Source organism: Streptomyces sp. NPDC107654 (assembly GCF_055639035.1).
On record NZ_JBVKBI010000006.1, the window covers coordinates 200489 to 223589 of the forward strand.

The 23101-nt window shown below is 71.8% G+C and carries 21 protein-coding genes; 15 read left to right on the forward strand and 6 right to left on the reverse strand.

What is annotated here, in order from left to right; translation table 11 throughout:
• Window positions 1-98: 98 nt before the first annotated feature.
• On the reverse strand, window positions 99-2483 hold the full coding sequence (locus tag ACZ7N4_RS13540; protein WP_471357581.1) for an MFS transporter: 2385 nt from the start codon (window positions 2481-2483) through the stop codon (window positions 99-101).
• Window positions 2484-2643: 160 nt separating this feature from the next.
• Entirely contained in the window at window positions 2644-3087 is a 444-nt protein-coding gene (locus ACZ7N4_RS13545; RefSeq protein WP_471357584.1) for an SRPBCC family protein, read from the reverse strand.
• Window positions 3088-3224: 137 nt separating this feature from the next.
• Here ACZ7N4_RS13545 and ACZ7N4_RS13550 point away from each other — a divergent pair, with 137 nt between their 5' ends.
• From ACZ7N4_RS13550 to ACZ7N4_RS13560, 3 genes are all read left to right on the forward strand, one after another.
• Window positions 3225-4268, forward strand: a complete 1044-nt coding sequence (locus ACZ7N4_RS13550; protein WP_471357586.1) for an Rv2578c family radical SAM protein — start codon at window positions 3225-3227, stop codon at window positions 4266-4268.
• Between the two features lie 147 nt (window positions 4269-4415).
• Complete coding sequence (locus ACZ7N4_RS13555) at window positions 4416-5999, forward strand: alpha/beta hydrolase (RefSeq protein WP_471357589.1); 1584 nt, start codon at window positions 4416-4418, stop codon at window positions 5997-5999.
• A 54-nt stretch (window positions 6000-6053) separates the two neighbouring features.
• A complete protein-coding gene (locus tag ACZ7N4_RS13560) occupies window positions 6054-6599 on the forward strand; it encodes a GNAT family N-acetyltransferase (protein WP_471357592.1) in 546 nt (181 codons plus the stop codon).
• Window positions 6600-6606: 7 nt separating this feature from the next.
• Here ACZ7N4_RS13560 and ACZ7N4_RS13565 read toward each other — a convergent pair whose 3' ends face one another.
• On the reverse strand, window positions 6607-7188 hold the full coding sequence (locus ACZ7N4_RS13565; RefSeq protein ID WP_471357594.1) for an adenylosuccinate lyase: 582 nt from the start codon (window positions 7186-7188) through the stop codon (window positions 6607-6609).
• Between the two features lie 389 nt (window positions 7189-7577).
• Here ACZ7N4_RS13565 and ACZ7N4_RS13570 point away from each other — a divergent pair, with 389 nt between their 5' ends.
• The 9 genes from ACZ7N4_RS13570 to pssA all read left to right on the forward strand — a co-directional run bounded on the left by ACZ7N4_RS13570 (window position 7578) and on the right by pssA (window position 18525).
• Window positions 7578-9392, forward strand: a complete 1815-nt coding sequence (locus tag ACZ7N4_RS13570) for a 3-hydroxyacyl-CoA dehydrogenase family protein (protein WP_471357597.1) — start codon at window positions 7578-7580, stop codon at window positions 9390-9392.
• Window positions 9393-9552: 160 nt separating this feature from the next.
• Window positions 9553-10365, forward strand: a complete 813-nt coding sequence (locus tag ACZ7N4_RS13575) for a TetR family transcriptional regulator (RefSeq protein ID WP_471357600.1) — start codon at window positions 9553-9555, stop codon at window positions 10363-10365.
• A 407-nt stretch (window positions 10366-10772) separates the two neighbouring features.
• On the forward strand, window positions 10773-12110 hold the full coding sequence (gene ccrA / locus ACZ7N4_RS13580; protein ID WP_471358008.1) for a crotonyl-CoA carboxylase/reductase: 1338 nt from the start codon (window positions 10773-10775) through the stop codon (window positions 12108-12110).
• 17 nt (window positions 12111-12127) lie between these two features.
• Complete coding sequence (locus tag ACZ7N4_RS13585) at window positions 12128-14155, forward strand: protein meaA (protein ID WP_471357603.1); 2028 nt, start codon at window positions 12128-12130, stop codon at window positions 14153-14155.
• Complete coding sequence (locus ACZ7N4_RS13590; protein ID WP_471357605.1) at window positions 14152-15114, forward strand: HpcH/HpaI aldolase/citrate lyase family protein; 963 nt, start codon at window positions 14152-14154, stop codon at window positions 15112-15114. The genes ACZ7N4_RS13585 and ACZ7N4_RS13590 overlap by 4 nt, the downstream gene beginning before the upstream one ends.
• A gap of 5 nt (window positions 15115-15119) precedes the next feature.
• Entirely contained in the window at window positions 15120-15647 is a 528-nt protein-coding gene (locus ACZ7N4_RS13595) for a MaoC family dehydratase (RefSeq protein WP_471357606.1), read from the forward strand.
• 3 nt (window positions 15648-15650) lie between these two features.
• Window positions 15651-16856, forward strand: coding sequence for an acyl-CoA dehydrogenase family protein (locus tag ACZ7N4_RS13600; RefSeq protein ID WP_358927757.1), 1206 nt, complete (start codon window positions 15651-15653; stop codon window positions 16854-16856).
• 171 nt (window positions 16857-17027) lie between these two features.
• Entirely contained in the window at window positions 17028-17684 is a 657-nt protein-coding gene (locus ACZ7N4_RS13605) for a phosphatidylserine decarboxylase (RefSeq protein ID WP_467923078.1), read from the forward strand.
• A gap of 22 nt (window positions 17685-17706) precedes the next feature.
• Window positions 17707-18525 (forward strand): CDP-diacylglycerol--serine O-phosphatidyltransferase, encoded by an 819-nt coding sequence (gene pssA / locus ACZ7N4_RS13610; RefSeq protein ID WP_359045413.1) that lies wholly within the window; start codon window positions 17707-17709, stop codon window positions 18523-18525.
• 109 nt (window positions 18526-18634) lie between these two features.
• Here pssA and ACZ7N4_RS13615 read toward each other — a convergent pair whose 3' ends face one another.
• On the reverse strand, window positions 18635-19786 hold the full coding sequence (locus tag ACZ7N4_RS13615; protein WP_471357609.1) for a glycerate kinase: 1152 nt from the start codon (window positions 19784-19786) through the stop codon (window positions 18635-18637).
• Between the two features lie 150 nt (window positions 19787-19936).
• Here ACZ7N4_RS13615 and ACZ7N4_RS13620 point away from each other — a divergent pair, with 150 nt between their 5' ends.
• A complete protein-coding gene (locus ACZ7N4_RS13620; protein WP_471357611.1) occupies window positions 19937-21010 on the forward strand; it encodes an ADP-ribosylglycohydrolase family protein in 1074 nt (357 codons plus the stop codon).
• A 28-nt stretch (window positions 21011-21038) separates the two neighbouring features.
• On the forward strand, window positions 21039-21533 hold the full coding sequence (locus ACZ7N4_RS13625) for an NUDIX domain-containing protein (RefSeq protein WP_471357614.1): 495 nt from the start codon (window positions 21039-21041) through the stop codon (window positions 21531-21533).
• Window positions 21534-21537: 4 nt separating this feature from the next.
• On the opposite strand, the gene ACZ7N4_RS13630 is transcribed toward ACZ7N4_RS13625, so the two are convergent.
• A complete protein-coding gene (locus ACZ7N4_RS13630; RefSeq protein WP_471357617.1) occupies window positions 21538-21738 on the reverse strand; it encodes a DUF2191 domain-containing protein in 201 nt (66 codons plus the stop codon).
• A gap of 86 nt (window positions 21739-21824) precedes the next feature.
• On the opposite strand from ACZ7N4_RS13630, the gene ACZ7N4_RS13635 reads away from it, so the two are divergent.
• Complete coding sequence (locus tag ACZ7N4_RS13635) at window positions 21825-22562, forward strand: SIR2 family NAD-dependent protein deacylase (protein WP_471357620.1); 738 nt, start codon at window positions 21825-21827, stop codon at window positions 22560-22562.
• A 54-nt stretch (window positions 22563-22616) separates the two neighbouring features.
• Here the strand turns inward: ACZ7N4_RS13635 and ACZ7N4_RS13640 are convergent, their stop codons facing one another.
• Entirely contained in the window at window positions 22617-23099 is a 483-nt protein-coding gene (locus ACZ7N4_RS13640; protein WP_471357625.1) for a methylated-DNA--[protein]-cysteine S-methyltransferase, read from the reverse strand.
• Window positions 23100-23101: the final 2 nt, after the last annotated feature.

Sequence of the window (23101 nt, forward strand, 5' to 3'; positions counted from 1 at the left end):
CGCCCGCCACTACGGTACGGCGGCGCCCGGTCGCGATGTGTGGCAATCCTGGAATTGGTTTCCCCGGGATCGCTCCGGCGCGCGGTACCGCGCCCGGCTCAGTCCTCGTGGCCGAGTTGGAGATCGCGCTCCGTGCGGCCACCCCCCGCGACCTGCAGCACTGTGGCGACCGGCGGGTAACCTGCGGCGATGACGGTGTACTCGCCGGAGGACAGGTCCACGAACCGGAACGTTCCGTCGGGTCCGGTGGTGAGGGTGTCGACCACGTTGCCGGCGGCGTCGAGGAGGGTCACGCGCGCGTCCTCCACGACCCGTCCGCCGCTCGCCCGGACGGTGCCCCGCAGCACGGCACCGCCCGCGAGTTCGATGTCCTGCCGGGTCTCCCGGGAGGCCTGCACGGTGACCGGGAGCGCGGCGGGCCGGAAGGCGGGGGCGCTGGCGGCGAGGGTGTACTCGCCGGCGACCAGTTCGGTGATGACGTAGCCGCCCTCGCGTCCGCTGCGGGTGCTGGCGACGACCTCGCCGTGCACGTTGGTGAGGGTGACGGCGGCGTCCCGGACGGGGCTGCCGTCGGCGGTGAGCACGCTGCCGGCGAGGCGTCCGGCGCCGCCGAGGACGACGTCGAGTTCGACGGGGCGTTCGCCGACGGTGACGGAGACGGCCTGCGGCTGGTGACCCCCGGCGGCGGCGATCAGCACGTACGACCCGGAGCCGGGTGTGCCGAGCGCGTAGCGTCCGTCCTCGCCGCTGGCGCCCCGGCCGACCTGCTGCCCGGCGACGTCGATGAGGGTGAGGGCGGCGCGGGGCACCACGGTGCCGTCGGGATGCTGCACGGTGCCGCAGACGGGGATCCCGGCGGCGTGGGGCGCGCGGGCGCCGGGGATCGGTGCGGTCACGGTCTGCGGCTCCGTTTCGGCGGTGTTGTGGGACACCAGTGGTTTCTCCTTGAGGAAGAAGGCGATCAGCAGGCCGAGGGCGAGCACCGGGACCAGGTAGAGGAAGATCCGGGGCATCGCCTCGGCGTAGGCGCGGATGTAGGCGTCGCGCAGGGCCGGGGGCAGCGCGTGGACGAGCTGCGGGGTGAGGGAGTCGGCGTCGGGCAGTCCGGCGCCCGCGCGCGGGGGCAGTTCCGCGCGCAGCGCGGAGGTGAGCCGGTCGGCGAAGAGGGTGCCGAAGACGGCGGCGCCGACGCTGCCGCCGATCTGCCGGAAGTAGTTGTTGGCGCTGGTGGCGCTGCCTAGGTCGGCGGGGCGCACGGAGTTCTGCACGGCGAGGACGAGGACGGGCATCACCAGGCCGATGCCGGCGCCGAGGACGGCCATCCAGACGCTGTAGTGCAGCCGGGGCGTGTCGGTCTCCAGCCGGGACAGCAGCCACATGCCGACGGTGGCGACGGCGCCGCCGAGCAGCGGGAAGATCTTGTAGCGGCCGGTGTGGCTGATGAGCTGGCCGCCGATGACGGAGGCGCCGACGACCCCGGCCATCATCGGCAGCATCAGCAGCCCGGACTCGGTGGCGCTGGCCCCGTCGACCATCTGCAGGAAGGTCGGCAGATAGCTGGCGGCGCCGAACAGGGCGACGCCGATCACCAGGCCGACCAGGCCGCTGACGACGAAGACGGAGTCGCGGAACAGCCTGAGCGGGATCAGCGGTTCGGCGGCGAAGCGCTCGGCGACGAGGAAGAGGACGGTGGCGGCGAGGGCGCCGGCACCGAGACCCAGGATCTGCCGGGAGTCCCAGGCGTACTCGGTGCCGCCCCAGCTGGTGAGCAGCACCAGGCAGGTGGAGGCGGCGGCGAGGAGCAGCGCGCCGAGCACGTCGAGCCGGCCCCGGGCGCGGGGCCGGGGGAGCTTGAGGACGACGGCGACGACGGCGAGGGTGACCAGGCCGAAGGGGACGTTGACGTAGAAGCACCAGCGCCAGGAGAGGTGGTCGGTGAAGTAGCCGCCGAGCAGCGGCCCGGCGACCGAGGCGAGGCCGAAGACGGCGCCGATGAGGCCCATGTACCGGCCGCGTTCCCGGGGCGGCACGATGTCGGCGATGATCGCCTGCACCCCGATCATGAGTCCGCCCGCGCCGACGCCCTGGACCGCGCGGAAGGCGATCAGCTGGTCCATGGTGCCGGCCCGGCCGGCGAGCGCGGAGCCGAGGACGAAGACGGCGATGGCGAACTGGAAGACGCCCTTGCGGCCGAGCAGGTCGCCGAGTTTGCCGTAGATCGGCAGGCCGACGGTGGAGGTCAGCAGATAGGCGGTGATGGCCCAGGACATCCGGTCCAGGCCGTGCAGTTCACCGACGATCTTCGGCAGGGCGGTGGCGACGATCATCTGGTCGAGGGCGGCCAGCAGCAGTGCCAGCATCAGCCCGAAGAAGACCAGTCGCACGCGGCGCGGGCTCGGTTCGACGGCCTCGGCGGGGGCCGGAACGGGGAGACCGGGTGGCGCGGTGACCGTTTCCGTCCGGTCCAGAGTGATCCCGCTCATCCAGCGCTCCCCTCGTCACACCTGCCACACAGTTGCCGCGCGATGCGACAACTCCGAGCAAGTGCGACGAGTTACGGCGCCGACCCGGTCGAGATGTGATTCCACTCGAACCGGTGAAGGGACCCAACACCCCGGGGACGCCGGGGACTTGCCGTCGGTCCTACTGCTCGACCTCGGCGGCGAGCCTGGCGAGCAGGTCGTCGTAGATCCGGCCGAGGCCCTTGGGCGCGAAGGTCCTCTCGAAGAAGCCGCCGATGCCGCCGGCGCCCTGCCAGGTGGTGGTGACGACGACCCGCGACCTGCCCTCACCGGCGGGGGTGACGCGCCAGGTGGTGACCATGGAGGAGTTGCGGTCCTTCTCGACCAGCTCGCCGTCGGTGGGCTCGCCGACCTCCAGCAGGCAGTCGCGCACCCGCTTGCTGGTGGCCTGGAGCTTCCAGTGGACGAGGGTGCCCTCGCCGTCGCCGCCCTCGCGCACCTCGTACTCGCTGAACTGCTCGGGCAGCAGCTTCTGCCGGGTGCCGCGGTAGTCGGCGAGGGCGTCGAACACCTTCTCCGCGTCCGCCGCGACGACCCGCTCCGTAGTGGCCTCGACCTGCGCCATTGCGTTCCTCCACGACCTGGTTCCTCGGGGTTGGGGCAAGCCAACCACCCTGGCGCCCGGCCGCCCAAATCGGGGGCCGCACGATCATGGGAACAGATGTTCTATTCTGGCAGCCGGTGCGAGCGAGGAGGGCGTCCATGCGCTGGGAGAACCTCACGGACGAGAGCGAACACGGCCGGGCCGCCGACGCGGCGCTGTTCGGCACGGACGCCGTGATCACACGTACGTTCGACACGCCGGAGTTCCGCGGGATGACCTTCCACGAGGTGCGGGCGCGCTCGGTGCTGAACCGGGTGCCGGGCGCCTCGCGCATGCCGTTCGAGTGGACGGTCAACCCCTACCGCGGCTGCACACACGCGTGCGTCTACTGTTTCGCCCGCAAGACGCACGGCTACCTGGACCTGGACACGGGCATCGGCTTCGACACCCAGATCGTGGTCAAGGTGAACGCCCCGGAGGTGCTGCGCCGCCAGCTGGCCTCCCGCCGCTGGCAGGGCGACCACGTGGCGATGGGCACGAACGTCGACTGCTACCAGCGCGCCGAAGGCCGCTACCGGCTGATGCCCGGCATCATCTCCGCCCTCACCGACCACGCGAACCCGTTCTCGATCCTCACCAAGGGCACCCTGATCCTGCGCGACCTGGAGCTGCTGGTCCGGGCGGCCGAGGTGACGGACGTGGGCATCTCCGTCTCGGTCGGCTTCCTCGACGCCGAGCTGTGGCGCACGGTGGAGCCGGGCACACCCGCGCCGGAGCGCCGGCTGGACGTCGTGCGCACCCTCGGCGAGCACGGGATCGGCTGCGGGGTGCTGATGGCGCCGGTGATCCCCTTCCTGAGCGACCACCCGGACCGGCTGCGGGAGACGGTGCGGGCGATCGCGGCGGCCGGGGCCACCTCGGTCACCCCGTTGGTGCTGCATCTGCGCCCGGGCGCCCGGGAGTGGTTCATGGCCTGGCTCGGGCGGCACCACCCCCACCTGGTGCGGCGCTACGAGCGGCTGTACGCGGAGGGCTCCTACGCGCCCCGGTGGTACCAGCGCCGGATCACCCGTCAGGTGCACGAGCTGGCCGAGGAGTACGGCATCGGGCCCACGCGCGCGGGAGCGGCCCGCCGGATCCGCCCGGCCGGACCGGCACCGGTCCCGGCCGACTCCGAGCCGGTCCAGCTCAGCCTCATGTGAGCACGTCCGGGGCGTTAGAGGGCATCCCACGGCCCAATTGGGTCAACTATCGGCAGAACGGGTTCTTCGGGTCGCCGACTCCGGGACGATCCGGCGAGAACCGCGAGCCTCGCGGTTCTCCGCCCCCTCCGTCCCGGGAGGACCCGTATGAGAACACGCGCAGCCGTGCTGTGCGCGGCCGCAGTCGCCGCCGTGCTGGCGGGATCCGTCACCGCCGCTCCCGCGCAGGCCGCCCGTCCCGACCGGCCCGGCCGTGAGGAGCCCGCGGGGCTCGGCTGGAAGAAGTGCGGCATCAGCGACTACCCCGCGCTCCAGTGCGCGTCCCTGAAGGTGCCGCTGGACCACGCGAACCCGTCGGGCCGGCAGATCACGCTCGCCCTGTCCCGCGTCCCGCACACCGCGCGGTCCTCGCTGGGCCCGCTGCTGGTCAACCCCGGGGGGCCCGGCGGCAGCGGCCTGACGCTCGCCGGGTTCGTCGCCTCGGCGCTGCCGAAGAGCGTCGCCTCCCGCTACGACGTCGTCGGCTTCGACCCGCGCGGGGTCGGCCGGAGCACGCCCGCCCTGAACTGCGCGCCCGGCCACTTCGACCCGGTGCGCCCGGACTCCGTGCCGGGCACCCCCGCGGTGGAGCGCGCGAACCTCGACCGCGCCCGGTCCTTCGCCGCCGCCTGCGGCCGCCGGTACGCCGACGTCCTGCCGTACCTGGACACCGTCAGCGCGGCCCGGGACCTGGACGCCGTCCGCCGGGCGCTGGGCGCGCGGCGGATCAGCTACTTCGGCTACTCCTACGGCACCTACCTGGGCGCGGTCTACGCGAAGCTGTATCCGCAGCGGGTGCGCCGCCTGGTGCTGGACTCGATCGTCGACCCGACCGGCGTCTGGTACGAGGACAACCTGGGCCAGGACCACGCCTTCAACGACCGCCACCGCGCGCTGATGGCCTGGATCGCTAAGTACGACACGACCTACGGGCTCGGCAGGGACCCGGCGAGGATCGAGGCCCTCTGGTACGGGATGCGGTCGGCGCTGGCGAAGAGGCCGGCCGGGGGGCGGGTCGGGGCCGCCGAGCTGGAGGACACCTTCATGTCCGGTGCCTACTACGACGGTTACTGGCCGCACCTCGCCGAGGCGTTCGCGGCCTACGTCCACCGCAAGGACACCGGGCCGCTGGTGAGGACGTACGAGAACGTCGCCGCGGTGGACGCCTCGGGTGAGAACGGCTACAGCGTCTACACGGCGGTGCAGTGCCGTGACGCGGCCTGGCCGCGCGGCTGGAGCCGGTGGCGCGCGGACGGCTGGAAGGTGTACGCGAAGGCGCCGCTGATGGCCTGGAACAACACCTGGTACAACGCGCCCTGCGCGTTCTGGCCGACGGCCCCCCTGAAGCCGGTGGACATCACCAACCGCTCGCTGCCGCCGGCGCTGCTGTTCCAGGCGACCGAGGACGCGGCGACCCCGTACACCGGCGGGGTGACGCTGCACCGGCTGCTGGCCCGCTCCAGCCTGGTGGTCGAGCAGGGCGGCGGCAACCACGGCGTCACGCTGAGCGGCAACGCCTGCCTGGACCGGCACCTGGCCGCGTACCTGGGCGACGGCACGGTGCCGCGGGGCGCCGGCCCGGCCGACGCGGTCTGCGCGAGGTCGCCCGAACCGAAGCCGCTGAAGGGGAAGTCGGCGCCGAAGGCGTCCCGCGGCTCGATGCTGCACGGCCTGCTGGGCTTCCGCCCGTGACCGAGGGACCGGACCCACGGGCGCGTCGTCCGTGGGATGGTCCACCATGAGCCCATGACCGAACCGGCTCCTCTCTCCCATGTGAGTCCCCTGACGGTCCGTGAGATGCGGCTCGCCGACTGCGAGCGCGTCTCCGGGATACGGATCAGGGGCTGGCAGCACGCCTACCGGGGGCTGATGCCCCAGGCGTACCTCGACGGGCTCGGCGTCGCCGCGGACACCGAGCGGCGGCGGGCCCGCTTCGGGCAGGGCGACGGCGCGGTGGTGAACCTGGTCGCCGAGCAGGGCGGCGAGATCGTCGGGTGGGCGGCGTGCGGGCCGTACCGGGACGGCGGCAGCGTCACCGGGGACGCCGAGCTGTACGCGGTCTACGTCGACCCGGACCGCCTCGGCGCCGGCATCGGCCGGGCGCTGCTGGCCGCGGCGGTCGAGCGGTGCGCGGCGTATCCGCGGATGCTGCTGTGGGTGCTGAAGGACAACGCCCCCGCCCGCCGTTTCTACGAGCGCGCCGGTTTCCGGCCGGACGGCGCCGAGGAACCCTTCGAGGCGGACGGCGTGCCCGTGCCCGAGGTGCGGTACGTGCGCACGCTGGGCGGCTGACCGGGCGTCAGCGGGGCTGCTGCTGCGGGATCCGGGCCAGCGCGTGCACCGCCGCCTCGGCGAGCGCGGGGTGCGCGAGGGCCTCGCTCAGCACGCGGCGGGCGCGGGCGTCACCGAGCGCGCCCAGGCCCTCCACGCACGCCAGGGCCACCCGGCGGTAGGGGTCGTGCGGGCGCAGCCGCCGCTCCAGGGTGGTGATCAGCGCGGGTACGGACTCGGGGGCGCGCAGTTCGGTCAGGAGCCGCACCGGGTGCAGGGCGTAGCCGACGCGGAGTTCGTTGGTGGCGAGGGCGGCGGCGGCCCGGGCGGTGCGGGGGTCTCCGAGCCGGGCGAGGGCGTGCGCGGCGGAGGCGCAGCGCGGCGGGTCGCGGTGGTTGAGCAGCAGCACCAGGGACTCGAAGGCGCGCCGGTCGCCCGCGCGGCCGAGGCGGAACGCGGCCAGCTCCCGGGCCCACAGGGGCTGTCCGGGCGCGGTGAGCACCTCCGCCAGTTCATCGTGGTCCTCGGTGGCCAGCAGGCGGTCGAAGCCGGCCGTCCCGCCCGACTCCCGCCGTAAGCGCTCCGTGAGCGATCGCAACTCTTCGTCCACGCGGTCCAGCGTAGGCGGGTCGCCGCCGGTGAGGGAGGTACATCACAAAGTCGGTTTCCGCCGGGGGCTGGCGCGCTCGTTACCCGCCGGTTAAGCTCATACGAGCGAGTAACCCTCTCGCGTTTTCGCTGGCGACGGTTTGGTGACGCAGCCGTCGCGAGCGCGTTCTGTCGGTTCGGTACGCCGTATGTACCGCTGTACGACCCGGCTTCGGGACAGAGCCGGTCGGACGTTCCGCCGCTGCCGGGCGTGTGCACGCCCGTGGCACCGGCGACACCGGGCGTGTGCGCTCGCAGCCCGGCAACACCCGCACCCTCCTCGCACCGTGGTGCGCCCTTCGGCGCACCCGGCGCGCTCCTCGTCGTCACCCTCATTCCTGGAGTCCCGCGATGGCCACTCCCCTGTCCCCCCAGTCCGGCAGCTCCCCGTCCCGGCTCGAGACGATCGCCGTCGTCGGCCTCGGCACCATGGGCACCGGTATCACCGAGGTCCTCGCGAAGGCCGGCCGCGAGGTAATCGGCATCGACATCAGCGAGGACCGGACCGCCAAGGCGCTCGCCTCGCTGGAGGCCGCCACCGCCCGTGCCGTGGAGCGCGGCCGGCTCACCGAGGAGGAGCGCGCCGGGGCACTGGCCCGGGTGCGCACCGCCACCGACCTCACCGCGGCGGCCGACGCCGACCTCGTCATCGAGGTGGCTCCGGAGTCGTACGAGATCAAGCACCAGATCTTCCGTGAGCTGGACGGCATCGTCCGCCCGGAGACGATCCTGGCGACCGGCACCAACGCGCTGTCGGTGACCCGGCTGGCCGCGGACTCGGCCCGGCCGGAGCGCGTGCTCGGCCTGCACTTCTTCAACCCGGCGCCGGCGATGAAGCTGGTCGAGGTCGTCTCCTCGGTGCTGACCGCGCCGGGTGCCGTCGCCGCCGTCACCGATCTCGCCCTCGAGCTGGGCAAGGAGCCGGTCGCGGTCGGCGACCGGCCCGGCTTCGTCGCCGACGGGCTGCTGTTCGGCTACCTCAACCAGGCCGCCGCGATGTACGAGGCCAAGTACGCCTCCCGCGAGGACATCGACGCCGCGATGCGGCTCGGCTGCGGCCTGCCGATGGGCCCGCTCGCCCTGCTGGACCTCATCGGCGTCGACACCGCGCGGACCGTCCTGGAGGCGATGTACGCCGAGTCCCGCGACCGGCTGCACGCGCCCGCCCCGATCCTCAGGCAGCTCAGCGAGGCGGGCCTGACCGGCCGCAAGTCCGGGCGCGGCTTCTACACCTACGAGGCGCCGGGCAGCGCCACCGTGGTGCCGGACGCGCTGACCCCGGCGGCGGACGGCTCGCCGGCCGCAGGCCGGGAGGTCCGCTCGGTCGGGGTCGCCGGCTCCGGCACCATGGCCTCCGGCATCGCCGAGGTGTTCGCCAAGGCGGGCTACCAGGTGGTCCTGGCCGCCCGCAGCGAGGAGAAGGCCCAGGCGGCCAGGGCCCGGATCGGCAAGTCCCTCGCCCGGTCCGTCGACAAGGGCCGGCTGACCGCGGAGGCCGCCGCCGAGACCCTGGAGAGGATCGTCCCGGCGGGGTCCTACGACGCCTTCGCCGAGGTGGACCTTGCCGTGGAGGCGGTCGCCGAGGACCTGGAGGTCAAGAGGCAGCTGTTCGCCGCGCTGGACAAGGTGTGCAAGCCGGGCGCGGTGCTGGCCACCACCACCTCGTCGCTGCCCGTCGTCGCCTGCGCCCGCGCCACCTCGCGCCCGCAGGACGTGATCGGCATGCACTTCTTCAACCCGGCGCCGGCCATGAAGCTGGTCGAGGTGGTCCGCACGGTGCTGACCGCCGACGACGTGCACGCGACGGTCCGCGAGGTCTGCGGGAAGATCAGGAAGCACGCCGTGGACTGCGGGGACCGGGCCGGCTTCATCGTGAACGCGCTGCTGTTCCCGTACCTGAACAACGCGATCAAGATGGTGCAGGACCACTACGCGTCCCTCGACGACATCGACGCGGCGATGAGGCTCGGCGGCGGCTACCCGATGGGGCCGTTCGAACTGCTGGACGTGGTCGGCCTGGACGTCTCACTGGCCATCGAGCGGGTGCTGCACCGCGAGTTCCGCGACCCCGGCCTCGCCCCGGCGCCGCTGCTGGAGCACCTGGTGGCCGCGGGCTGCCTCGGCCGCAAGACCGGTCGCGGCTTCCGCGAGTATGCCCGCCGCTGACGGCGCCGGCGACTGGTTCCGGACGGAGGCGGACTGGGGCGGGCTGCTCGACCCGGGCGGCCCTCCCCCGCCCGCCCGGTCCGCCGGCGCCCCGCCCTCCGGGGGCGGGGAACACCCCGGACCTGCGCGGAGAGCCGCGCGCATGCAGTACGTTCGGGTCATGTCCCAGCCCGCCAAGTCCTCACGTACGCCAGCCACGCCCGACGCGCCGGAAAGTGCCGCAGGCAGTCGCGCCGCCGCCCAGCGGCTGAAAATGCGCCGGGAACTGGCGGCAGCAGCCATGGAGCTGTTCGCGACCAAGGGGTACGAAGCCACCACCGTCGACGAGATCGCCGCCGCCGCAGGGGTCGCCCGGCGCACCTTCTTCCGCCACTTCCGCTCCAAGGAAGAGGCGATCTTCCCGGACCACGACGACACGCTGATCCGCGCCGAGGCGGTCCTCAACGCCGCCCCCGCGCACGAGCATCCGCTCGACACCGTGTGCCGGGGCATCAAGGAGGTCATGAGGATGTACGCGGCGCGGCCGGAGATCTCGGTCGCCCGCTACAAGCTGACCCGCGAGGTGCCCACGCTGCGCGAGGCCGAGATCGCCTCCGTGGCCCGCTACGAGCGGCTGTTCACCCGCTATCTGCTCGGACACTTCGACGAGCACGCGCACGCCGACGACGCCAACGACGACCCGCTGCTGGCCGAGGTCGCCGCCTCGGCCGTGGTCACCGCGCACAACCACGTGCTCAGGCGCTGGCTGCGGGCGGGCGGCCAGGGGGACGTGGAGGCGCAGCTGGACCACGCCTTCGCGATCGTGCGCAAGACCTTCGGCACCGGCATCGGGGCCGGCCGCGAGAGCGCTCCGCGGACCCCGCAGGCCACCGCCGCCGCCCACGGGGAGGTGCTGGTGACGGTGGCCAGGACCGACGCGCCGCTGGACGAGGTGATGCGCACCATCGAGCAGGCGCTCAAAGAGCGGTCGTAACCGGTCGGACCGTGACGAACGGGCAGTGAGTGGCACTGGGTGCCGCCCACTGCCCGTTTCGTTTGCCCGATCGTTGATCGATCATCGCTCATTTGTTGCGTAAAGATTTCATCTGAGAGCAAGTTCTGGCACTCAGTGCCTTGCCACCTGACACGCGGTGTCATACGTTGAGGGTGTCCGGGCGGCCGGCGAGCAGAGACCGTTCGCTCGCCGGCTGTCCCCGCAAGCCCACGGCCTGCGCGCCCGGACGCCTGCGTCACAGGCACCCTCCCGCGCCACAAAGCGCTGCCGAAGCACCACCGGGCCGAACCGACGGCACACCCCTCGAAAACCCTCACTCAGCAGCACCGACGATCCCCCAGCGCCCCTCCCTCAGGGCGCTCACCGCCGGAGGCAACACCGTGACCGTGAAGGACATCCTGGACGCGATCCAGTCGAAGGACGCCACGTCCGCCGACTTCGCCGCCCTGCAGCTCCCCGAGTCGTACCGTGCGATCACCGTGCACAAGGACGAGACGGAGATGTTCGCGGGTCTGGAGACCCGCGACAAGGACCCGCGCAAGTCGATCCACCTCGACGAGGTGCCCGTGCCCGAACTGGGCCCGGGCGAGGCTCTGGTGGCCGTCATGGCCTCCTCGGTCAACTACAACTCGGTGTGGACCTCGATCTTCGAGCCGGTGTCGACCTTCGCCTTCCTGGAGCGCTACGGCAGGCTGTCGCCGCTGACCAAGCGCCACGACCTGCCGTACCACATCATCGGCTCCGACCTCGCGGGCGTCGTCCTGCGGACCGGCCCCGGCGTCAACGCCTGGCGGCCCGGTGACGAGGTCGTCGCGCACTGCCTGAGCGTCGAGCTGGAGTCGCCCGACGGCCACGACGACACCATGCTCGACCCCGAGCAGCGCATCTGGGGCTTCGAGACCAACTTCGGCGGTCTCGCGGAGATCGCGCTGGTCAAGACGAACCAGCTGATGCCGAAGCCGAAGCACCTCACCTGGGAGGAGGCCGCGGCCCCGGGCCTGGTGAACTCCACCGCCTACCGCCAGCTGGTCTCCCGCAACGGCGCCGCCATGAAGCAGGGCGACAACGTCCTGATCTGGGGCGCGAGCGGTGGACTCGGCTCGTACGCCACGCAGTTCGCGCTCGCGGGCGGCGCCAACCCGATCTGTGTCGTCTCCTCGCCCCAGAAGGCGGAGATCTGCCGCGCGATGGGCGCCGAGGCGATCATCGACCGCAACGCCGAGGGCTACAAGTTCTGGAAGGACGAGCACACCCAGGACCCCAAGGAGTGGAAGCGCTTCGGCAAGCGCATCCGCGAACTCACCGGCGGCGAGGACATCGACATCGTCTTCGAGCACCCCGGCCGTGAGACCTTCGGCGCCTCCGTCTACGTCACCCGCAAGGGCGGCACCATCACCACCTGCGCCTCGACCTCGGGCTACATGCACGAGTACGACAACCGGTACCTGTGGATGTCGCTGAAGCGGATCATCGGCTCCCACTTCGCCAACTACCGCGAGGCGTACGAGGCCAACCGTCTGATCGCCAAGGGCAAGATCCACCCGACGCTGTCGAAGACGTACTCCCTGGAGGAGACCGGCCAGGCGGCGTACGACGTCCACCGCAACCTGCACCAGGGCAAGGTCGGCGTCCTGTGTCTCGCGCCGGAGGAAGGCCTCGGCGTGCGCGACGCGGAGATGCGCGCCAGGCACGTCGACGCCATCAACCGCTTCCGCAACGTCTGAGACACCCGAGGTCATAGATGACTGAGCGTCAGAAGGACCGGCCGTGGCTCATGCGCACGTACGCCGGTCACTCCACGGCCGAGGCGTCCAACGAGCTGTACCGGCGCAATCTCGCCAAGGGCCAGACGGGTCTGTCGGTGGCGTTCGACCTGCCGACGCAGACCGGCTACGACCCCGACCACATCCTCGCGCGCGGCGAGGTCGGCCGGGTGGGCGTGCCCGTCGCGCACCTCGGTGACATGCGCCGGCTGTTCCAGGACATCCCCCTGGAGCAGATGAACACCTCGATGACGATCAACGCCACGGCCATGTGGCTGCTGGCGCTCTACCAGGTCGTCGCGGAGGAGCAGGGCGCGGACATCACCAAGCTCCAGGGCACGACCCAGAACGACATCGTCAAGGAGTACCTGTCCCGCGGGACGCACGTCTTCCCGCCGGGGCCCTCGCTCCGCCTGACGACGGACATGATCGCGTACACGGTCTCCCACATCCCGAAGTGGAACCCGATCAACATCTGCAGCTACCACCTGCAGGAGGCCGGGGCCACGCCGGTGCAGGAGATCGCGTACGCGATGTCCACCGCGATCGCCGTCCTCGACGCCGTCCGCGACAGCGGCCAGGTGCCGCAGGAGCGCATGGGGGACGTGGTCGCCCGCATCTCCTTCTTCGTGAACGCGGGCGTCCGCTTCATCGAGGAGATGTGCAAGATGCGGGCGTTCGGCCGCATCTGGGACCAGGTCACCCGCGAGCGGTACGGCATCGAGAACCCCAAGCAGCGCCGCTTCCGCTACGGCGTCCAGGTCAACTCCCTCGGCCTGACCGAGGCGCAGCCGGAGAACAACGTCCAGCGGATCGTGCTGGAGATGCTGGCCGTGACCCTGTCCAAGGACGCACGCGCGCGTGCCGTGCAGCTGCCCGCCTGGAACGAGGCGCTGGGCCTGCCCCGGCCCTGGGACCAGCAGTGGAGCCTGCGCATCCAGCAGGTGCTCGCCTACGAGAGCGACCTGCTGGAGTACGAGGACATCTTCGAGGGCTCGAAGGTGATCGAGGCGAAGGTGGAGCAGCTGGTCGCCGACTCCCTCGCGGAGATCGACCGCATCCAGGAGATGGGCGGCGCGATGGCCGCCGTGGAGTCCGGCTACCTGAAGTCGCAGCTGGTCTCCTCGCACGCCGAGCGCCGGGCCCGGATCGAGTCCGGCGAGGAGAAGATCATCGGTGTCAACGCCTTCGAGGGCACCGAGCCGAACCCGCTCACGGCCGACCTGGACACCGCGATCATGACGGTCGACCCGGCGGTCGAGGCCCGGGTCATCGCCTCCCTGCAGAACTGGCGCGACACGCGCTACCAGCCGCCCTTCAACCACCCGCGCCCCTGCAAGGCGCTGGAGCGGCTGAAGGAGGCCGCCAAGGGCACCGACAACCTCATGGAGGCCACCCTGGAGTGCGCCCGCGCCGGGGTCACCACCGGCGAGTGGGCGGGCGCCCTGCGCGAGGTGTTCGGCGAGTACCGGGCGCCCACCGGGGTCTCCTCCGCGCCGGTCGCCGTCGCCGCCGAGCCCGGATCGGCCCTGGCGGAGGTCCGGGCCAAGGTGGACGCCACCGCCCGCGAGCTGGGCGTCGGCAAGCTCCGTTTCCTGGTCGGCAAGCCCGGCCTGGACGGGCACTCCAACGGCGCCGAGCAGATAGCGGTGCGCGCGCGGGACGCCGGCTTCGAGGTCGTCTACCAGGGCATCCGGCTCACCCCGGAGCAGATCGTGGACGCGGCCCTGGCCGAGGACGTCCACGCCGTGGGTCTGTCGATCCTGTCCGGCTCGCACGCCCAGCTGGTCCCGGACGTGCTCCAGCGGCTCCGTGTGGCCGGTGCCACAGATATACCCGTGATCGCAGGTGGCATCATCCCGAACGGTGACGCCGAGCAGCTCAGGGCCGCCGGGGTGGCCGCGGTGTTCACCCCGAAGGACTTCGACATCACCGGGATCATCGGCCGCATCGTGGACGAGATCCGCACAGCGAACAAGCTCGACCCCCTGGAGGTCCCCGCATGACGACCGTCAACCGCCTTCGCCCGCGGCGCTCCTGCCTGGCCGTGCCGGGCAGCAACCCCCGCTTCCTGGAGAAGGCGCAGGGCCTCCCCGCGGACCAGGTCTTCCTGGACCTGGAGGACGCGTGCGCGCCGCTCGCCAAGCCGGAGGCCCGCCACACCATCGTCAAGTTCCTCAACGAGGGCGACTGGACGGGCAAGACCCGGGTGGTCCGCGTCAACGACTGGACGACCGAGTGGACGTACCGCGACGTCGTCACGGTGGTCGAGGGCGCCGGCCAGAACCTCGACTGCATCATGCTGCCGAAGGTGCAGAACGCCGAGCAGGTCGTCGCGCTGGACCTGCTGCTGACGCAGATCGAGAAGACCATGGGCTTCGAGGTCGGCAAGATCGGCATCGAGGCGCAGATCGAGAACGCGCAGGGCCTGAACAACGTCAACGCGATCGCCGAGGCCTCGCCGCGCCTGGAGACGATCATCTTCGGCCCGGCCGACTTCATGGCCTCCATCAACATGAAGTCCCTGGTCGTGGGCGAGCAGCCGCCCGGCTACCCGGCGGACGCCTACCACTACATCCTGATGAAGATCCTGATGGCCGCCCGCGCCAACGACCTCCAGGCGATCGACGGCCCCTACCTGCAGATCCGCAACGTGGACGGCTACCGCGCGGTCGCCCAGCGCGCCGCCGCCCTCGGCTTCGACGGCAAGTGGGTGCTGCACCCCGGCCAGGTCGAGGCGTCCAACGAGATCTTCTCGCCGTCCCAGGAGGACTACGACCACGCCGAGCTGATCCTGGACGCGTACGACTACTACACGTCCGAGGCGGGCGGCAAGAAGGGCTCCGCGATGCTCGGCGACGAGATGATCGACGAGGCCAGCCGCAAGATGGCCCTGGTCATCTCCGGCAAGGGCCGGGCCGCCGGCATGCGGCGCACGTCGAAGTTCGAGATCCCGGAGGCCTGAGCGCGATGCAGTTCGGACGCACCTACGAGGAGTTCGAGGTCGGGGCGACGTACAAGCACTGGCCGGGCAAGACGGTCACGGAGTACGACGACCACCTGTTCTGTCTCCTCACCATGAACCACCACCCGCTCCACATGGACACCAACTATGCGGAGAAGACGACGGACTTCGGCAAGAACGTCGTCGTCGGGAACTACATCTACTCGCTGCTGCTCGGCATGAGCGTCCCGGACGTCTCCGGCAAGGCGATCGCCAACCTGGAGATCGAGTCGCTCAGGCACGTCGCGCCGACCTTCCACGGCGACACGATCTACGGCGAGACCACTGTCCTGGACAAGTGGCCGTCGAAGTCGAAGAACGACCGCGGGATCGTCCACGTCGAGACCAAGGGCTACAAGCAGGACGGCACCCTGGTGTGCGTCTTCCGCCGCAAGGTGATGGTGCCCACCGAGACGTACATCAAGGAGCGCGGCGGCGAGCAGCCGGGCCGCCCGGAGCTGACCGCCCCCGCGGAGAAGAAGTCGGAGAAGTAAGCCATGGCCCGTCTCGCCCAGACCGCCGGTCTGACCGACGTCCAGCAGGAGATCCTCTCGACGGTCCGTGACTTCGTCGACAAGGAGATCATCCCGGTCGCGACCGGGCTGGAGCACCGCGACGAGTACCCGCAAGCGATCGTGGACGGGCTCAAGGAGCTGGGTCTGTTCGGTCTGATGATCCCCGAGGAGTACGGGGGCCTGGGCGAGTCGCTCCTCACCTACGCGCTGTGCGTGGAGGAGATCGCCCGCGGGTGGATGTCGGTGTCCGGCATCATCAACACCCACTTCATCGTCGCGTACATGCTCAAGCAGCACGGTACGCAGGAGCAGAAGGACCACTTCCTGCCCAGGATGGCGGCCGGCGACATCCGCGGCGCCTTCTCCATGTCGGAGCCGGGCCTGGGTTCCGACGTGTCGGCGATCACGTCGAAGGCGGTCAAGGACGGCGACGAGTACGTCCTGAACGGGCAGAAGATGTGGCTGACGAACGGCGGCACGTCCTCGCTCGTGGCCGTGCTGGTCCGCAGTGACGAAGGACACCCCGAGGGCACGGCCCCGCACAAGTCGATGACCACCTTCCTGGTCGAGAAGGAGCCGGGCTTCGGCGAGGTCCGCCCGGGCCTCACCATCCCCGGCAAGATCGACAAGATGGGCTACAAGGGCGTCGACACCACCGAGCTGATCATGGACGGCCTGCGGGTCCCGGCCGACCGGGTGCTCGGCGGGGTCACCGGCCGAGGTTTTTACCAAATGATGGACGGCGTGGAGGTCGGCCGGGTCAACGTGGCGGCCCGCGGCTGCGGTGTCGCCCAGCGCGCCTTCGAGCTGGGTGTGCAGTACGCCCAGCAGCGGCACACCTTCGGCAAGCCGATCGCCCAGCACCAGGCCATCCAGTTCAAGCTCGCGGAGATGGCCACCAAGGTCGAGGCCGCGCATGCGATGATGGTGAACGCCGCACGTAAAAAGGACTCCGGGGAGCGAAACGACCTGGAGGCCGGCATGGCGAAGTACCTCGCCTCCGAGTACTGCAAGGAGGTCGTGGAGGACGCCTTCCGGATCCACGGCGGCTACGGCTTCTCCAAGGAGTACGAGATCGAGCGACTGTACCGCGAGGCTCCGATGCTGCTCATCGGTGAAGGTACCGCCGAGATCCAGAAAATGATCATCGGGCGCAGGCTGCTCGAAGAGTATCGATTCCAGGGCTGATTGTCCGGATACGGGGTGTTTTCTTCGAGAAGAAGATCACACCCCGTAGACACTCTTCGGCCGCCGACTCGGCTGCCTGGCTTGCCGAGTTGTGGCCCGCGACCGGTACGATCCCGGGAAAGCCGCCGTCCCCCGATCAGAGCGCGGCATCATCCGCTACGAAGGTCATCCATGCCCCACAGCCAAACCTCTGCACACCGCGACAGCCTGGTAGGCGCACGCCTCGCGCGCGGAGCATCGCCGTGGCTTCTCCCGACCGTCGCCACCGCAGCCCTCAGCCTGGCCCGCGCTCGCCGCTCGGGTGTCGCCAAGGCCGTCGCCGTGCCCGCCACCGCGCTCGCGGCGGGCATGCTGTGGTTCTTCCGCGACCCCGAGCGCGAGATCGCCCCGGGCCGGGTCATCTCCCCCGCCGACGGTGTGGTGCAGAGCATCATGCCGTGGAAGGACGGGCGGACCCGCGTCGCGATCTTCATGAGCCCGCTCAACGTCCACGTCAACCGCGCGCCCCTCGCGGGCACCGTGACGTCGGTCGAGCACATCCCCGGCGGCTTTGTTCCGGCTTTCAACAAGGAGAGCGAGAACAACGAGCGCGTAGTCTGGCATTTCGACACCGAACTCGGCGACATCGAGATGATCCAGATCGCCGGCGCGGTGGCCCGCCGCATCGTGCCGTACCTCCCGGAGGGCACGAAGGTCGAGCAGGGCGACCGTATCGGTCTGATCCGCTTCGGCTCGCGTGTCGACCTCTACCTGCCCGAGGGCGTGGAGGTCGCGGTCGAGGTCGGCCAGAAGACCGTGGCTGGGGTGACTCGCATTGACCGTGATTGATCCGGAGACCCAGGCGGGCTGGGTGCCCGAGGCCGACGAGGTGGACGAAGAGGAGGAGATGCCCCTCTCGCTCCGCCTCTCGATAGCGGACACCCTCACCCTGGGCAACGCGACGTGCGGCTTCATGGCGGTGTACTTCACCACCACCGGCATCCTGATCCCGCACCTCACCGGCAGCCAGGAGTCCGGCATGGCCCGCCACAGCGCGGCCACGGCGGTCATCCTGATGCTCTGTGCGGCGGTCTTCGACCTGTTCGACGGCCTGGTGGCGCGCAAGCTGCGCTCCTCGCCGATGGGCGCGGAGCTGGACAACCTGTCCGACCTGATCAGCTTCGGGCTCGCCCCCGCGTACTTCGTGCTCGTCTACGGCATGGTCGCCGACGACGCGCACCAGCGGGTGGCGGCGGTGGGCGCGATCGTGGTGCTGCTGGCCGTGGTGCTCAGACTCGCCCGCTTCAGCTGCGTGACGATGAAGGACGGCGTGTTCCAGGGCATGCCCTCGCCGTTCGGCGCGCTGACCGTGGTCTCGATCGTGCTGCTCGAGCTGCCGTTCGTGGCGACGCTGCTGGCCATCCTGGGGACGGCGTGGCTGATGGTGAGCCGGGTGGAGTACCCGAAGCCGCGGGGCCGCCTCGCCGGCGCGATGCTCTCCTGGATCGTGCTGTCGATGGGTCTGCTGGCGGCATGGGCCTTCGACGCGCCCAGCGGTCAGCTGCTCCTCCAGACGGGCTGTGCGCTGCAGCTGGTCATGGGCGCGGTGATCCCCCTGTTCGCCACGGCCCGCCGGGTGAACAACTTCCGCGACAACCGCCGCGAGGCCCGGGCCGCGCAGCTGCCGTAGCCGACGGCGAGGACGACGGACGGCGAGACGTACGACGAGGGCCCCTTACCCGGGACGGGTAAGGGGCCCTCTGCTCGTTCAGCCTCCCTGGGGGTCCGCCCCCAGGGCCTCAGGCCAGGTGGTCCTCGGCGATCCGGGCGGCGACCCGTTCCAGGATCGGCCCCGCGTCCGCGATGCACGTGGCCACGTCGGGCTCGACGGACGTCAGCGGGTACGCCCGGGAGATCCCGGCCCCCAGCAGCGCCTCCGTCGGCAGGGCCAGGCGCCCGCACACGGCGACGACGTCCTTGCCCGCGGCCCGCGCCGCCGCGGCCACCCCCGCCGGTGCCTTCCCGTGCAGGGTCTGCTCGTCCAGGGAGCCCTCCCCGGTGATGACGAGCGAGGCCCGCTCCAGGGCGGGGGCGAAACCCAGGACGTCCAGCATGACCTCGATGCCGGGGCGGAACCGGGCGCCCAGGAGGAGGGCGCCGTAGCCGATCCCGCCGGCCGCGCCCGCGCCCGGGGACGCCGCGTGCCGGGCCGCCCGCGGACCGGCCTCCGCCTCCAGGACCTTCGCGAAGTGGGCCAGCGCCGCGTCCAGGGTGTCCACGTCGTCCGGCGTGGCACCCTTCTGCGGCCCGTACACCGCCGGCGCGCCCTTCGGGCCGGTCAGCGGGTTGTCGACATCGCTCGCGAGCACCAGTTCCACCGAGGACAGCCGGGGGTCCAGGCCGGACAGGTCCGCCCGGGCCAGGTCGGCGAGGCCGCCGCCGCCCGGGGACACCGGGTCCCCCTCCTCGGTCAGGAACCGCGCCCCCAGCGCGGACAGCATGCCCGCGCCGCCGTCGGTCGTGGCGCTGCCGCCGACGCCGAACACGATCGTCCGCGCGCCCGCGTCCAGCGCGGCCCGCAGCAGTTCCCCGGAGCCGTACGTGGAGGCGGTCAGCGGGGCGAAGACCCCCGCCGGCAGGCGCTGCAGACCGCTCGCCTCCGCCATCTCCACCACCGCGGTGCCGTCGCGCAGCGCGAACGCGGCCGTGACCTCCTCGCCGAGCGGCCCGGCGACCCGCACCTCCCGGCGCTCGAAGCCCGCCGCGACCGCGGCGTCCACGGTCCCGTCGCCGCCGTCGGCCACGGGCAGCGCCTCGACCGTGAGGTCCGGCACGACCCGGCGCAGCCCGGCCGTCACCCGCTCGGCGACCTGCACGGCCGTCAGCGAGCCCTTGAACTTGTCCGCGGCGATGAGCACCCGACGGGTCTCGTTCCCTGCAGCGTCCGCCACCTTGTCTTCCCCTTGCTCTCCGGGCCCCGCGCACGTCAGGGCCAGTCGCGCCGCTGTGACCATAACCGCAGGACACCCCTGCCGTCATGCCCCGCCCGAACCCTGGGAAGCCGCGGGGAGCGCGCCGGGCAAAGTGGGTACACCCCTGCCATGGGCACCCAGCGCACCGGACCGGACCTCGCCGACCGCGTCCACGGCGGCTGGCTCGGCCGGATCGCGGGCAACATGCTCGGCAAGCCGGTCGAGCAGGGCGAGGTGTGGACCCGTGCGCGCATCGACCGCTACCTGCGCCGGGCCGCGTCCCTGCCGCTGACCGACTACCTGCCCGAGCCGGCCGACGCCGACGAGGCCGCCGTGCTGCGCCCGGAGTGGCGCCAGTGCGTGCGCGGGCGGATCCACGGCAGCTGCCGGGACGACGACGTGGACTACGCGATCCTCGGCCTGCACCTGCTGGAGACCCACGGCTTCGGCTTCAGCACCGAGCAGGTCGGCGACCTGTGGCTGCTCAGGCTGCCGTACCTGCAGACGTTCACGGCGGAACGGGCCGCCTACCGCAACCTCGCGAACGGGCTGAAGCCGCCGCTGACGGCGACGTACGACAACCCGTACCAGGAGTGGATCGGTGCGCTGATCCGCGCCGACGTCTACGGCTGGGCCTGTCCCGGCGACCCGGTCCGGGCCGCCGGTCTGGCCCGCCGGGACGCGGTGCTGTCGCACACCGGCAACGGCGTCTACGGCGCGATGTGGGCCGCCGCGCTGATCTCGGCGGCGTTCACCGCGCCGACGGTCCGGGACGCCCTGGACACCGCGCTCACGGTCGTACCGGCGAGCAGCCGGCTGGCCCGGACCGTGCGGCGGGTCGCGTCCCTGCACGCGACGCGGCTGCCGTGGGAGGAGACGCTGGCCACCGTGTCCGAGGAGACCGCCGGGCTCGGCTGGATCCACACGGTCCCGAACGCCGCCGTCCTCACCGCCGGGCTGCTGTACGGCGACGGCGACTTCACCCGGACCATCGCCCTGACCGTGCGCGGCGGCCTGGACACCGACTCCAACGGGGCGACGGCCGGCTCGGTCGCCGGCGTCCTCACCGGCGCGGAGGCCATCCCGGCGCACTGGCGGGACCCCCTGGAGGACACGGTGCGCAGCGCGGTGTTCGGGTTCGACGGCGTACGGATCAGTGCGCTGGCCGAACGCACCCTGCGCCTGACGACGAGCAGGCCGTAGCCGCCGGCCGGCTGGATACCCTTCCCCCATGACCACGACGCAAGACTTCGCCGCGTACATCGCGAGCCTGCCCCGTGTCCTCGCGGGCGCCGCCGCGCTCTTCCGGGACGAGGAGGGCCGGGTGCTGCTCGTCGAGCCCAACTACCGGGAGGGGTGGGCGCTTCCGGGCGGCACCGTCGAGTCCGACGACGGGGAGACCCCGCGCGAGGGCGCCCGCCGGGAGACCCTGGAGGAGATCGGCCTCGACCGGGCACCGGGCCGGCTGCTCGCCGTGGACTGGGTGCACGGCGCGGGCCGGCCGCCGCTGGTGGCGTACCTGTACGACGGCGGTGTCCTGACCGAGTCCGAGCTGAAGGCGATCCGTCTCCAGGAGGAGGAGCTGCTGTCGTGGCGTCTGGTGGCCCGCGAGGACCTCCTCGCGCACCTGCCCGGGGCGCTGGGCCACCGGGTGCTGGTCGCCCTGGACGTCCTCGCGGCCGGCTCGGGCACGGCGGAGCTGGAGAACGGCCGGCGCGTGGCCTGACCGGTCAGCCCTCCGGGTCTCGGGGCCCGGTGTCCACCTCGCGCAGCGCCTCGTCCCGTGCGGCGACCCGTTGCTCGGTGCGGTGCCCGCGCTCGATGTAGTCCCGGACGACCAGTTCCACGGCGTCCTGCGGGTTGCCGACCCCCGCGAGCACCATGACCTCCACGACGAGCTGGGCGTCGAGCGAGACAGTCACCTTGGCCATGCCGGGAAGCTAGCACGGGCGCACCGTTCGGGGGCCCGGGTTTATCCACTCGCGACCGCCCCGGTGCCCGCCCTACGCTCGGTGCCATGGCCAAGCCTCTCGTCGCGCTGCTCAGCGGGGCCGGTGTCTCCACCGACTCCGGGATCCCCGACTACCGCGGGCCCAACGGGCTGTGGCGGCGCGATCCGGAGGCCGGGAAGCTCGTGACGTACGAGTACTACATGGCGGACCCGGAGATCCGCCGGCGCTCCTGGCGGATGCGCCGCGGGAACCGCACCCTCCAGGCGGAGCCGAACGCGGCGCACCGGGCCGTCGCCGAGCTGGAGCGGTCCGGCGTCCCGGTCCGGGTCATCACCCAGAACGTGGACGGACTGCACCAGCTCGCCGGGCTGACCGCCCGCAAGGTGCTCGAACTGCACGGCACCGCCCGCAGTGTCGTCTGCACGCGGTGCCACGCGCGCGGCCCCATGGAGGACGCCCTCGCCCGGGTCGAGGCCGGCGAGGAGGACCCGCCGTGCCTGGAGTGCGGCGGCATCCTGAAGTCGGCGACGGTGATGTTCGGCGAGCGGCTCGACCCGGTGGTGCTCGGCGAGGCCGTGGCCATCGCCAAGGCCTGCCAGGTGTTCATCGCCGTCGGCAGCAGTCTCCAGGTGCAGCCCGCCGCCGGCCTCGCCGGTGTGGCCGCGGACCACGGCGCCCGGCTGGTCATCGTCAACGCGGAACCCACGCCGTACGACGACCGGGCCGACGAGGTCATCCGTGAGCCGATCGGCACCGCGCTGCCCGCGCTGCTGCGCCGTCTGACCGCGGAGGCGGACGGGTAGAGGCGAGGAGCGCACGGGTCACCGGTGGCGGGCGCCTCACGGCGGGGGGAGGCGTCAGAACAGGGCCGTCCCCCGTTCGAAGTCCAGCAGACGGCGCTTGCGGTCCAGGCCGCCGCCGTAGCCGGTGAGGTCGCCGCCGGCGCCGATGACGCGGTGGCAGGGGACGATGATGCCGAGCGGGTTCCGGCCGTTGGCGAGGCCGACCGCGCGGGACGCCTTCGGGTTGCCGAGGGCGTCGGCGAGCTGGCCGTAGGAGCGGGTCTCGCCGTACGGGATCCGGGACAGCTCCTCCCAGACGCTGCGCTGGAACGGGGTGCCCTGCAGGCGGAAGCCGAGGGTGAACTCCTTCAACTCGCCCGCGAAGTAGGCGATGAGCTGCTCCTGGGCCTCGGCGAAGGGCATGTCGTCGGGTGCGCCGAAGTGCTCCTCCGGCGGGCGGTGGCGCTGGTCGGTCATGTAGAGGCCGCACAGGACGCCGTCGTCGGCGACGAGCGTGAGCGGGCCGTAGGGGCTGTCGATGACGGTGTGCTGCTTCATCA